A 12,671-nucleotide genomic window follows, 5' to 3' on the forward strand; every position below is an offset into this window, starting at 1 on the left:
GAACCCGAACCCCTCCCAGAACCGGAACCCGAACCCGTGCAAGAAGTTCCCGAACCTCTATCCACCACAACCGTAAGTTTGGTCGTTCTTGGGATGTACGGAATGACTCGTTACCGTCAAAAACAATTGCAGAAATTGTGGAAGGACTCTAGATCGTAAGTGTCACCTCATGAAGCCACGTGCGACTGCGATCGTCCAAAACCTGACAACGCGGGGGAGCGATCGTTCCACGAGACTTTGGAAGAGTTGCTACGCGAGTGCTTGTCCGCTTAAAACTCCAGTCCCAGCTTATATAGCAGTTGCCATATCGGTTAGGTCACAATTGACTGTGGGCTTCGGGGGCTTTGGGGGCAGGGGGGGAAGACGACGAGTTCATTACACAATTGTCCGGTGTTGTCCTAACCGCACTGGCAGTTACTATATCTTTAATCTCTTCCAAGCTAAAACTCCTGAAAATTTAGCTTTTTGGCGAACGATCTCAAACCCTTTTCTCTACGGTTACAATCCATCAATGAATAACAAAAATAATAGCTCGCCAAAGCTTCTCGATATGACACCGTTAATTCCGGCGGGAAACGATGTCGAAAAAGCGATTGAATTTTACGAACAAAAGCTAGGATTCACTGTCACCCATCAAGAAGGCAACCCCATCGAAATGGCGATCGTCGAGCGGGATGGCGTTTCTCTTTTTCTCGTCAAAAATGACGATCGAAATCTGGTCGATGGCACCAGCCTGCGGGTTCGAGTCCAAGGCGTTGAAGCGCTCTACGAAGAGTTTCAAGCCAAAGGAGAAGATATCGTTCATCCCAACGGTCAGTTGGAAACCAAGCCCTGGGGCTCAAAAGAGTTTGCCATTCTCGATTTCGCGGGAGTTTGTATTGCCTTTTACGAATTTGTCGAATAAGTTTCGATCGAGAATTTCAAAAAATTTTCATTCCACCCCCGGTCTCAGAACTGAGGATAAACGCGATAGCCCGATGACAGCTTTACGGTAGAGTGGAAGACATCATAAAGAATTAAACCCTAAAAAAACGGTGTCTATTGAAAAAAACTCGATCGAGGTCGGGTCGTTCGAGTGGTTTTACCTGCAAGCCCAACCCGAACAACCGACCGATTATCCTCCCGTTCTTTTCCTTCACGGTATCCCTTCCCTGAGTCATAGCTGGAGTGCGATTCTCCCAGAGATAGCCAGTCAGGGTTTTCGAGGAATTGCTCCCGATTGGATCGGTCACGGGCGATCGTCTAAACCCGACAAACGGGATTTTGCCTATACCCCCGAAGCCTTTATCGAAGCCCTCGATGCATTTTTAGCCGCCCTGGACATCGATCGATTCTCGATGGTGGTGCAGGGATTTTTAGGATCGGTGGGGTTGCAATATGCCTTCGCTCACCCCGATCGCATCGAACGGCTGGCGATTTTAAATACTCCCCTATCCGCAAGTGCCAAACTCCCCTTCAAAATGCAACAAATGAGTTGGCCGTTTGTTGGGGATATGATGACCCAAGATCCGCTATTGGTCGATCGCCTTTTGGAAGGTGGAAGTCGTTTCGTCGTTGAAGATAAGGATTTGAACGTCTATCGCGGCCCTTATTTAAGCAGTTCCGATGCCGGTCGATCGTTACTGATGACCCTAAAGAATCTTCAGATGCCGTCGGCGATGGCCCAAATCGAGTCCGGTTTATCCCAGTGGCAGCAACCCACCCAAATCCTGTGGGGGATTCTCGATCCCTGGCTGCCCCTCGACGAAGCAAAAACCGCTGCCAAGGCGATCGCGAACGTCGAATTCGTCGAACTCCCAGAAGCGGGACACTACCCCCAAGAACATTGGTCTAGCGAGATTAGCCAATCGCTTCTCACGTTTCTCCGTCGTCGGTAAAATGATTGACGTAAGTTTTGTTAATATTTGAACGCAATCGAGAACTATGCGCCGTAATCAGTCTTTTCTGGCTTGGATTTGTGCCCTTTTTGCCGTCGTCCTCGTCAGTTGTGGTAGCCCTCAAGCCGCTGCCCCCGTCTATAGCCCCTCACAAATCAGTTTGCTGAATATCTCCGCAGAGAAAATTTCGACCATGCGCGATCGCATGACCAGCGAGTTGATCGGTCTCATCAATAAGGAAAACTGGACTTATGTGGATATGTTCATCCACGGTCCCTTGGGAACCATCCGTCAGCAAGCCGGTACGATTACGAACAACCTGTCCAAGTCGGAACAGAAAGAAGCCAAAGAAATCTCCAAAGAGTTGTTCGGTCACTTAGAAAGCCTCGATGCGGCAGCGGATGAGGGGAACTACCGGCAGGCAATGAGCGATTACAAAGATAGCTTAAATGATATCGATGCCCTGTTGAATCTCATTCCCGACTCCGAATAAACTCCTGGATTTGGCGAATTCGACAGCGCGGAAATCCCACGGGAGATCGGGGGTCTGAATTTTTAATTGTTATAGCAGTCGCCAGTTCGATGAGGACAATTCTGTAATTTTGCCGGAGTCTTCCCCCCGAAGCCCCCTTCGCCTCCGAAGCCTCCGAAGCTCATTTTCACCAGTGTCCTCATTCATGTGGCGGTTGCTATAATTCTCCCCCTTATCCCATTAATCCTCATCCAGAGGTAATCCGAAGCGAACCCGACCTTTCCCGAAGTAACGTCCGAACTGGAGTTCGTAGACTTCATCTTCGTCTTGGGTTTCCACTTCAATGTCCGATCGCGGATAACTGACGCACAGCAGCGCGTATCCCTGCCGTTGCAGTTCTGGGGAAAGTCCCATGGCTTCCGGCTGGTGGAGTTCCCCGGAGAGAACCCGTACCGCGCAGGTAGTACACGCGCCGTTGCGACAGGAAAACGGTAGGTTTGCCCCCTGATTTTCGGCACTGTGGAGAATGTAGCGATCTTCGGGTACGCGGACGGAATAGTCCTGGTTCGAGTGGCGATCGTGAATGTGGATTTGGTAAGAACGGGTCATAGGGAAAGGTAGAACAGAAGCCAAAATTTGGATAAGCGTCTCGTCCGTGACATACTCCCGACCCTCCCCGAATGGGAGAGTGCGGACTTCTTACCAACACCAGCGATTGCTTAGGTTACTCGGTAAGCTTTATTAACGACACGGGATGCCCCTCCGTGCCGGGTTCTATTTGAATTTGATTTTGAGTCACAGGTGGCGGTTAGCACTTTATTGGTTTTACCTGCTTGAGCTATCATATCCCACCTGCGATTCCCACGCGATACTCACTCGTAGGACGACCCGCTCTCGAATGGCTCGCCACCGTCGCACAGTCGAGGGAGGGGCGCAGTGAAACCAAGGGTGTTCCCAGGGTCGCTCGATCTGGTAGATCGAGCCGAATCCCGAGAAATCTCAGATCTTTTTCAAATTTGCTTGAGTCTCGCGCGCACATTCTGTTATGCTTTTATAGCTACAGTAAAAAATAGAATAAACTGTGCTTCCTGGAGAGGTGGCCGAGTGGTTGAAGGCGCAGCACTGGAAATGCTGTTTAGGGGTAACTCTAACGAGGGTTCGAATCCCTCCCTCTCCGTTTAGTTTCCAACTAAATGGTTACAGCCAGAGTTAGATAGGTTTCTAACCCTGGCTGTTTTTTTTGATGAGTTGAAAATCGATTCAAAACTCAAAATTCGGAAGTCAGCAATGGGGGGCGATGGCTCTATTCCGGCTTCCGAGTTTTTGGGTTTCTATTAATATCGCAACAGATATCGTGATTGGGTCAACGATCGAATTTTCTGAGGATTGGTGGGCAGTTCGATGGCTGGTGTAACAGCGAAATTCCAACAGGAAAAACGACCCACCCTACGAACAATAAATAAGGGAGGGCGCGCGCATTTGGAGCTGTCAGATTTCGTTTTTTCCAAACTCAATCGTTCAACTGCTTGTGCCCCTACAAATCCTCTGGGGAAAAACCTCAACGCCGACCCCCCTGCTTCGCCAGCAAAATCCGTTCCAAACTCAACCCCACGACGCCGATGGTCACCAACACCATGCCGCCGATTTGTAGGGGTTGCATCACCTCATTGACAATAATCCAGGCAAACAGTGCCGTCATGACCGGTCCGGTTGCCCCGACGATCGAAGCCAGAGCCGCATCGGAGTATTTAATAGCAAAATTATTGAAGATATAGCTCGCGAGGGTCAGAACCCCCAGCCAGATACCGCTCGAGAGCAGGGGAATCGATTGGTCTTTGAGCACTTCCATCGACCCCCACCCGGTAATTCCCGCCAGCAAAACCCCCACCAGACACAGTGCGAACACCGTGAGGAAATTGGCAAAACTAAAGGGCATCGGGTGCAGCTTTTTGCCGCAGATTTGGGTGAGCAGCACGTATCCGGCAAAGGTAATCCCCGACGCCACCGCATAAATGCTACCAAGCACGAAATTCTCCCCCACATCTCCAGAAAACACATCGGAGATGCGCGGCACGGACAGAATCGCCCCACACAGAACGATCGCCATAATTCCCCAGCGCAAGTTCGACGGACGGGCACCAAATAGCACCCAAGCCCCCAAAACCGTGACGATGGGAAAGACGAAAAATAGGGTAATCACCACCGCCATGGGAATTCCCGTGCCGAACGCCATGTAAATGAGAACTTGAGATAAAAACAACCCCGCACCGCTGCCGATGACTTGAAGTTTGAGGCGATCGTCCCGACTCTGCCAAAATTGTCCCAAATCCTCCCACATGGTCGGATACAGCCACAGGGCGAGCAGGGGCATCAACCCCACCACCACCACCATGCGCAAAAACAGAATCAGCAGGGAATTGCCGACGCTCGGGGAGATGATACCGCCCCAATCCCAAATGCCAAAAATCGTTTTCGGGTTGAGAATCACCCCGATACTGACGTTAAACAGCGACAGGGTGGCCGCGTAGAGTAGTGCCAGGATTAACCCGAGTTTGACCTGAGATGTCGGTTGGGACGTCGCGGAGGATTTCGTCAGTTGGGGGCGGTTAAGTGTCGGGGTCGAAGATAGACGCGGGGTGGATGTTTGATCCCGAGGGGGTAAGCCATCGGTTGCGTTGGGAGGAATGCTGCCATTCTCGGGAACCGTTGTCGCATCCAACCGGATTTGCTGGCTCAGACGACGAACCAACGCTTCTAAAATCACCTCACCCTGCTGCTGGAGACCTTGAATTTGCCGCAGTTGCTGAGACAGGGAACTGCGGGGGCTGCCGAGATCTCGATCGACGTTGCGGTAGGAGGTGTTGAGGCTGTTATCGAGCAACTGAGTCACCTCATCGGCGGTTTGGGGAAAGTCGAGGTGAGATCCCCCCGATTCCCATGCGGATAATTCCCCCGTTCCCCCATCAAACGTCCCGAAGGGGTTGACAATGGGACGATCGATCCGTCGGAATAACTGCTCTTGCAACTGCGCCGCTAACAGTTGTGCCATTTGCTGCGTCCACAGAGGCTCCGGAGCGATCGGATCTCCCGATCCATCGGCAAGTTGTTGCCGTCTGGCTTGCAATTGTTCGATTTCCCCGGTGAGGCGCGACTTTTCCCCCTGCAGCCGCGAAACATCCCGCGCTAATTGGACGATGATATCTTGCTGGAGATTTTTTAGATCTTCACTCAGAGTTCGTAGAATCTCTTCTGCAGAGCGAGCGTGGGGTGCGCCCGTTGCGGATCGATCGTCCCTTTGCGCCATGATCTGTTGTCCTTTGTCTGTTTGAGTGGAGAGTAAGTGGTTTGGGGTTTGGGCGTTGAGAATGCGCGATCGCCTGCCATTCGCCGAATCGATCGGAGTCAGGATCGGTCATCTCTGGGTGAGGTAGATCGACGTGTAACCCATGGGCGATCGATTCTGGGCTAATTTTACTCCGGTCTGTCGCGATCGATGGCAAATTGCTCCGTGAACCCTGAACTTTTCACCCTTTTCCTCCCGATGTCTATGACTTCAACCCCATTGGTGACAGCTCAGAATCGCCTCGGATTTGTCAAGCCCCAGATTTAGTGTCGTCAAGCCACCTGGGGTGATGCTCGACACAGACTCCACCGGTTACACCCGCACACCCCAAACTCTTCCCCTACACCCGACACCCCTAGCACATCAGCAAAACCGCCTCACCAATGCTTAAGCCCCGTTGGGTTTGGGTCAATCGCGACCTTTTAAAGCTCCCTGAATTTCGCGAGCGATCCACTCAAAAATTTGCAAAGCTCGCTCGAGGGCGGGTTCGTCTTGAAGAGTAGACAGTCGCAGAAACGGGAAACGCGGTTCCCGAGGATCGTTGGGGAGTGCCATCCCAATGGAACTGAGTTGCTCTCTGAGTTCCTGCCACTTGTCTTTGGCATCGAAGGGTTCGCGACTGGCATAATCGCGCGAAGAAATTTCCAAGCCCCCCCAAATTCCCACGCGAAACAGATCCTCCGCGGTTCCAGAACTTCCCGAGAGGGCGCACACGGAAAATCCGCCGTAGGTATCTCCCATACCCCACTGCACGTCGAGAACGTTCGGACGATCGAGGGTCCATTGGTAGAGTTTACGCGCCACGATTTCCTCTTCCTTGCCCCGTCGATCCTTGAGTTCTTGGAAAAATGACGATTCGTCCCATTGACGCCGTCCGAGGGTCGCACTGGCTTTTTTCTGCTTGGCTCCGGCCGTTTGTCCGATGGTGCGGGGCACTAAGACTCTCAAATCCTCTTCGCGATCGGTATACTGTTCGATTTCCACGGCGAGGATTTCCGCCGGGTCCATCTGTTCGTTGAGAAATTCCACCACCCGACGGGCTGCCACGGGAATTTCATTGGTCACGAAGACCAAGCGAATTTTCCCCGCTTGGAGGTTGGTTTTCACCTGCTGCCAAAACTCTTCTTCGTCGGCATCTGCCCCGAGAAACGCCTCGAAGACCTGCTCGGGATCGCGACCTTGTTCCCGGCAGTTGGCTTCAAACTTCGCCACGATCTGGTCGATGGGCCAGTAGACGATCGCGTTCGCCGCGTAGTCGAGCATTTGACCGATTACTTCTTGGCGACAGCGCTCGCTATTGATGCGCTTGACTTCCACCAAGGTCGGAATCCCCAGACGATCGATAAACAGGCGATCTCTCGACCACGGTCGGGTTCCCTCCTCTTCGTTGGCACTCGAATTTTCTCGCGATACGAGCAACCAACGCCGGGAAATTTCGTTGTTGGGGCGATCGCCCGCAAGTAAGTTGGGATATTGTTCGAGCCACTCTTGCAGCCGCTCTTCCGATTCATATGCTTGCTCGGTCATTTCTACAAGCCGATCGTCATCGTCAATTAGATAAATTCCTCCACCCATGCCGTCTCTCTATCTAAGGTTTACTGGTGCGTTTTGACTCAATTTCAAGCTGAGTTCGGTTGTTTTGACAAGCCAGGGGTCATAATCGAGGAGTCAATTCCTCGACCCGTACCGTCTCTATCTAGGATTTGCTCGTAGATCGTGACTCCAATGCAAGTGTCGAGGGTTTCAACCCGCGAAGGGTTTCGTTAATTCGGAGCGATGAGATGGTCCATCGCGTTGGATTCGGGTTGGCTGGAGCATTCTGCCAAGCCTGTTCGGTCATTGAAGCCTGTAATTTGCCTTGGCTTGCCTTCACCCCTGAATTGACATGAGACTTGGTTATCTCACCTTCAGAGACTTTAGCTCAAAAATCCGGCTTCGATCCGGCCCGAAAAGACCGCTTCTGCGGGACCGGTCATGTAGAGTCGTCCGTCCGCCATCGACCACTCGATTTGGAGCGGACCGCCGGGAAGTTCTACAGTGGCAGTGCGATCGCATCGATCGGTCAACACCCCAGCCACTAACGACGCACAAGCCCCCGTCCCGCAGGCCAAAGTCGCGCCGGCTCCCCGTTCCCAAACCCGCATTTTCAGCCGGTCTCGTCCGACCACTTCAATAAACTCAGTATTGGTACGTTCGGGAAACATCGGGTGATGCTCGAATTGCGGACCCAGGGTTGCCAGGTCGAGGGCGGCGACATCCTCGACAAAGGTGACGCAATGGGGATTGCCCATACCCACGGCCGTCACTTGCCACGATCGCTCGGCAACTTCTAAAGAGACATCGATCGCTTTTTCATCGGATGGGGCGAGGGCTGTGGGAACTTGGGAGGCGAGCAACATCGGTTCCCCCATATCAACCTTCACCTCGCCATTGCTTTGGAGTTCGGGAATCATGACTCCGGCGAGGGTGTGGATGCGATACCGGAGGTCGCTGGCGGTTTCGCGACCTTCCAAGCGAGCGATAAATTTAGCCAGGGTGCGAATGCCGTTGCCGCACATTTGAGCTTCGGAGGCATCGCAGTTGTAGATGCGCATGGTGTAATCGGTGTCTCCCTCGGGTGGCAGGACGAAAATCACCCCATCCGCCCCAATGCCAAAGTTACGATCGCACAGTTTTGCCGCCTGTTGGAGGGTCAAACAAGGTTCGGACGAGGCACGATTATCAATTAGGATAAAATCGTTGCCCAGTCCGTGATACTTTGTAAATTCAATTCCCATTTTGCTTTCGGTTTAGTAGTCTAAGATCGGGCTAGCAGTAAATTGGGCATTAACTTGGAGCGAGTTGCTCGCCCCAGAGGCTGCATCGATCGATCTTGGAGTCCGATCGCCCTCTACATCCATATTCTCTAACAAAAAGGAGTCGTGATGGAACTCGATACTGGGTTGCCGAGCATTCGCAAGATTCAAGAGTTCATTCGAACCAAACAACAAGTCGAACTCAAACTGTCCACGGGTGATGCGATCGTCGGTCGCGTGCTCTGGCAAGATGCGCAGTATCTGTGCTCGGTAGACGCATCGGAGGTTCAAATCATCATTGCTCGTTCGGCGATCGTTTATTTCAAACCGATGGGGTGAGTTCGATCGAGACTCCCATCGATGGTCTCGGGAACTGGGAGAACTGGGGGAGAGCCAATCCTTGAAATCTCGCCTTTGTATCATTGTCAAATACGTACGGCAAAACGCGGACTGGTTTATTGACACTCATCGAAGAAACAGGTTTTTTCCATTCCCCATTCCCCTTTCCCCTTTCTTTTAATTCCGCGCCTCCGAATTCTCTAGCGACGTCTACGATAAGAGTTGGTCTTAATATATTGGGTTCGAGCGTGAACGATTTTACTCAAACGATATCTCGCCATTGCATGGGTCTGTTTCTGTGGGCGTGTACTTTGCCGACGGCCGCAGCGATGGCGTTAGAGGCGCGAATTTTGCCTGAGAATCCGCAACTGGGCGATACCCTCTCGGCGATCGTCGAAACGGATTCGGCCGATGCGGCCAATCCCACCCTCAGCGTTAACGGTCGAGTTTATCCCACCTATCGAGTGGGGGCGAATCGATTTCGGGGGTTCATCCCCACGACCCCCCTAGAATCTCCCGGTGGGCGTACCGTTGAAGTCTCCGGAGAAGGTCAGGTGAAGACGCTGACGGTGCAGGTGGGCGATCGGGATTTTCCCATCCAGGAGATTTGGCTGTCTGCCCAAGTGAATGCCATTGAAGGGACGGATTACGAATTCGATCGCGTTGCAGAATTTAGAAGCCTGACCACCCCCGAACAGCTTTGGAACGGGATATTTTTGCAGCCGGTGGATGGCTGGATTTCGACGGTCTACGGCGTGCGTCGCTACTACAACGGAGAATGGGCCGAAAACTACTACCATCGGGGACTCGACTACGCCGCTGGTATGGGGGAACCGGTGTTCGCCGCGGCCGACGGGCGCATCTCCCTCGTGGGTCGGGTGTCCGAGGGATTTGAATTGCACGGAAACAGCGTCGGCATCGATCACGGTCAGGGGGTAACGACGATGTACATTCACCTGAGCGAAATTGACGTGCGCGAGGGACAGATGGTCCGGGCGGGAGATATCGTCGGTCGGGTGGGATCGACGGGAATTTCCACCGGGCCCCACTTGCACTGGGGACTCTACGTTCACGGGGAATCCGTCGATCCGATCCCCTGGTTGGAGAGAGGCTTGAAGTAAGCGTTTTGTGCTAAAACGGAATTTGCTGGGCTATGGCTTAGGCAGAATTTTTCAACCGCGATCGCGCTGTCCTAATTTTTGATAGGAAGCGAGAACCCGTTCGATCTCAAATGCCAGGAAGGGTGAGATTCGGGTGCGCTATCGAGCGGGCTGAACTCCGGTTTTTCCTTAGCTTGACTCTCGATCGCGGGGAAGTCCCAAAAACGATTTACCGCGCGGAATCTATAGAATAGAACATTATGAGTATTGTCAAAATTGTCGAACAAGCGCTGCAAGATGGATATCTCACTCCAGTAATGGAAGCGGAAGTCGGACGCATTTGCAACACGGCTTCGGAACTCTCCATTGAAGAGTATATGTCCCTCGATCGCTTAATGGGGGCCCTGCTAACCGGTGAAGTCGTTGTTTTGCCTCGCAAGCAGTTTATCAACGTCATGGAAGAATTGGTACTGTCTGCTGCGATTACGCGGGTAGCGGAAATCGAGGCTACCACCAATCAAACCCTGGATGTGGGGGATATTGCTGCCTACGCCCTCAACCGATTGCCGCCCCTTTACGCCACCACCGAAGAGGGGGCAACCTACCAGCGATCGCGCGCTAAAGACCAGCTGCAAGAGTTGATTACCCTCAAAGTGGACGAGGCGATCAAACAAAACATCGATAAGCCCGACTTTTTCCCCGATCGGATTACCATCGGTCCCAAAGTCTCCGCCGACGATTTTCTCTCCAATATCAGCAGTTTGCTCGAAGCTTACGCACCGAATTTCGAGCAGAAGTAACGGGGTGAATTGGGATATGGGGTGCGCGGGTCTGGGGTCGAGTCGATCGCCTTTTCACATGAAGGATTCGGGTTTACATTTATCGATCGAACTGATAAGTTTTGAGTCGAATGCTTCTCCCCGACAATTAACCGGGGAGAAATGGAAAAATCGCTCTTTCCCATTCCGGTGTTCCCCATTCCCCATTTCCTTCCCATGGATTTCGATCGCCCTCTAGGTTCGGTCATTCAAGGTTCCCTCAGCGACGGTCTGGAAGTGCGACTGCATCCAGATGTTTCCGTCGAAGAGATGCGGGTGGGGAAGTTCCTGGTGGTTCAAGGGGTGCGATCGCGCTTCTTTTGTATGCTCACGGATGTCACCCTGGGCACCAGCAGCACTCGAATTTTTGCCGATCCCCCTCACCCGGAAGATACCCTCCTGCAATCGGTTCTCGCCGGTAGCGGCACTTACGGCACCATCGAACTCAGTCCGATGCTGATGCTGACGCTGACGGATACTCAAAAAAAGCCGCAGCCGGAAAATCGAGAAAACGGGTCGAAACTCGCTAACTTTTCCGCCAATACCAACGCCGAAATCGAATTACTCCCCGTAAAAACCATTCCCAGTCACTTTTCCCAAGTTTACGAAGCCAGCGAGGGGGATTTTCGGGCGGTGTTCGGCTGGGAAGACGACCCCTATCGGAAAAATTTTAACATCGGGCAGCCCCTTGATATGGAAGTTCCCGTATGCTTAGACCTCGATCGATTTGTGGAACGCAGCAATGGGGTGTTCGGCAAATCCGGGACGGGGAAATCCTTCCTGACGCGGTTATTACTGTCGGGGGTGATTCGCAAACAGGCAGCGGTGAATTTAATATTCGACATGCACTCGGAGTACGGTTGGGAAGCCCCCTGCGAAGGTAAGCAGTTCAGTACCGTCAAAGGGTTGCGCCAGCTTTTCCCCTCACTCGTGCAAATCTACACCCTCGATCCGGAGTCCACTCGTCGCCGAGGCATTCGCGACGCACAAGAACTGTACCTCAGCTACGACCAGATCGACGTGGAAGATATGATGCTGGTGCAGCGAGAGTTAAATCTTTCCGAAGCCAGCCTGGAAAATGCCATTATTCTGCGCACGGAGTTCGGGCGATCGTGGATTACCCAACTCCTGGCGATGGATAACGAAGAAATTCAGATGTTTTGCGAGGAACGGCGGGGGAACAAGTCCTCGATTATGGCCCTGCAGCGCAAACTGATGCGCCTCGACGAGTTGAAGTACATCCGCAACACTTGCCCTCAAAACTACGTCAACCAGATTTTAGAGTCCCTCGAAGCTGGGAAACACGTCGTCATCGAGTTCGGTTCCCAGTCGAACATGCTGTCCTATATGCTGGCGGCGAATATTATTACCCGACGGATTCACGCCCACTACGTCGCCAAATCGGAACGGTTCCTGCAAACCAAAAATCCCCTCGATCGCCCCCACCAGTTGGTGATTACCATCGAAGAAGCCCACCGCTTTCTCGATCCGGCATCGGTCCGCAGTACCATTTTCGGCACGATCGCCCGGGAAATGCGCAAGTACTTCGTCACCCTGCTCGTGGTCGATCAGCGTCCTTCGGGCATTGATAACGAGGTCATGTCCCAAATCGGCACCCGGATTACGGCATTACTCAACGACGACAAAGATATCGAAGCGATTTTTACGGGAGTCTCTGGGGGGCATAGTTTGCGATCGGTTCTTTCCAAACTCGACTCCAAGCAACAAGCCCTGATTCTCGGTCATGCCGTCCCCATGCCGGTGGTGGTGAAGACGCGACCCTACGACGAGACCTTCTACCGCGAAATTGGCGATGTGGCTTGGGAAGAGGAACCCTCGGAGGTGCTGTTGCCCGCAGCGGAATCGGCGAAGGCGGATTTGGGATTTTAGATTTTATAGCGCCACCCCTGCGCTTTGCTGCCCCCAC

Annotated in this window: 12 protein-coding genes and 1 tRNA gene; 9 read left to right on the top strand and 4 right to left on the bottom strand. The window is 52.8% G+C overall.

The window, feature by feature from the left end; translation table 11 throughout:
• The first annotated feature begins 511 nt into the window (after window positions 1-511).
• The 3 genes from AC2215_RS11075 (at window position 512) to psbQ (ending at window position 2,370) form a co-directional block, all read left to right on the top strand.
• The gene (locus AC2215_RS11075; RefSeq protein WP_486810055.1) at window positions 512-904 is read left to right on the top strand and encodes a glyoxalase superfamily protein; all 393 of its coding nucleotides are present in this window, start codon (window positions 512-514) and stop codon (window positions 902-904) included.
• 130 nt (window positions 905-1,034) lie between these two features.
• A complete protein-coding gene (locus AC2215_RS11080) occupies window positions 1,035-1,877 on the top strand; it encodes an alpha/beta fold hydrolase (RefSeq protein WP_486810056.1) in 843 nt (280 codons plus the stop codon).
• Between the two features lie 46 nt (window positions 1,878-1,923).
• On the top strand, window positions 1,924-2,370 hold the full coding sequence (gene psbQ, locus AC2215_RS11085) for a photosystem II protein PsbQ (protein ID WP_486810057.1): 447 nt from the start codon (window positions 1,924-1,926) through the stop codon (window positions 2,368-2,370).
• A gap of 219 nt (window positions 2,371-2,589) precedes the next feature.
• On the opposite strand, the gene AC2215_RS11090 is transcribed toward psbQ, so the two are convergent.
• Window positions 2,590-2,958, bottom strand: a complete 369-nt coding sequence (locus AC2215_RS11090) for a 2Fe-2S iron-sulfur cluster-binding protein (RefSeq protein WP_486810058.1) — start codon at window positions 2,956-2,958, stop codon at window positions 2,590-2,592.
• 481 nt (window positions 2,959-3,439) lie between these two features.
• On the opposite strand from AC2215_RS11090, the gene AC2215_RS11095 reads away from it, so the two are divergent.
• Window positions 3,440-3,526: transfer RNA gene (locus tag AC2215_RS11095), tRNA-Ser, on the top strand.
• Window positions 3,527-3,907: 381 nt separating this feature from the next.
• Here AC2215_RS11095 and AC2215_RS11100 read toward each other — a convergent pair.
• On the bottom strand, window positions 3,908-5,653 hold the full coding sequence (locus AC2215_RS11100; protein WP_486810059.1) for an EamA family transporter: 1,746 nt from the start codon (window positions 5,651-5,653) through the stop codon (window positions 3,908-3,910).
• 286 nt (window positions 5,654-5,939) lie between these two features.
• Between AC2215_RS11100 and AC2215_RS11105 the strand changes: the two genes are divergently transcribed.
• The gene (locus AC2215_RS11105) at window positions 5,940-6,083 is read left to right on the top strand and encodes a hypothetical protein (protein WP_486810060.1); all 144 of its coding nucleotides are present in this window, start codon (window positions 5,940-5,942) and stop codon (window positions 6,081-6,083) included.
• Window positions 6,084-6,100: 17 nt separating this feature from the next.
• Here the strand turns inward: AC2215_RS11105 and AC2215_RS11110 are convergent, their stop codons facing one another.
• Complete coding sequence (locus AC2215_RS11110) at window positions 6,101-7,267, bottom strand: hypothetical protein (RefSeq protein ID WP_486810061.1); 1,167 nt, start codon at window positions 7,265-7,267, stop codon at window positions 6,101-6,103.
• Between the two features lie 341 nt (window positions 7,268-7,608).
• On the bottom strand, window positions 7,609-8,469 hold the full coding sequence (gene dapF / locus AC2215_RS11115; protein ID WP_486810062.1) for a diaminopimelate epimerase: 861 nt from the start codon (window positions 8,467-8,469) through the stop codon (window positions 7,609-7,611).
• 147 nt (window positions 8,470-8,616) lie between these two features.
• Between dapF and AC2215_RS11120 the strand changes: the two genes are divergently transcribed.
• The 4 genes from AC2215_RS11120 to AC2215_RS11135 all read left to right on the top strand — a co-directional run bounded on the left by AC2215_RS11120 (window position 8,617) and on the right by AC2215_RS11135 (window position 12,634).
• Window positions 8,617-8,826 (top strand): Hfq-related RNA-binding protein, encoded by a 210-nt coding sequence (locus AC2215_RS11120; protein WP_486810063.1) that lies wholly within the window; start codon window positions 8,617-8,619, stop codon window positions 8,824-8,826.
• A gap of 248 nt (window positions 8,827-9,074) precedes the next feature.
• Window positions 9,075-9,947 (top strand): M23 family metallopeptidase, encoded by an 873-nt coding sequence (locus AC2215_RS11125; RefSeq protein ID WP_486810064.1) that lies wholly within the window; start codon window positions 9,075-9,077, stop codon window positions 9,945-9,947.
• Between the two features lie 239 nt (window positions 9,948-10,186).
• Window positions 10,187-10,726 carry a late competence development ComFB family protein gene (locus AC2215_RS11130; protein WP_486810065.1) on the top strand — a complete coding sequence of 180 codons (540 nt, stop codon included), beginning with the start codon at window positions 10,187-10,189 and terminating at the stop codon, window positions 10,724-10,726.
• 195 nt (window positions 10,727-10,921) lie between these two features.
• On the top strand, window positions 10,922-12,634 hold the full coding sequence (locus AC2215_RS11135) for a helicase HerA domain-containing protein (protein WP_486810140.1): 1,713 nt from the start codon (window positions 10,922-10,924) through the stop codon (window positions 12,632-12,634).
• Window positions 12,635-12,671 lie beyond the last annotated feature (37 nt).

The sequence above is a fragment of the Zarconia sp. genome (assembly GCF_057467645.1).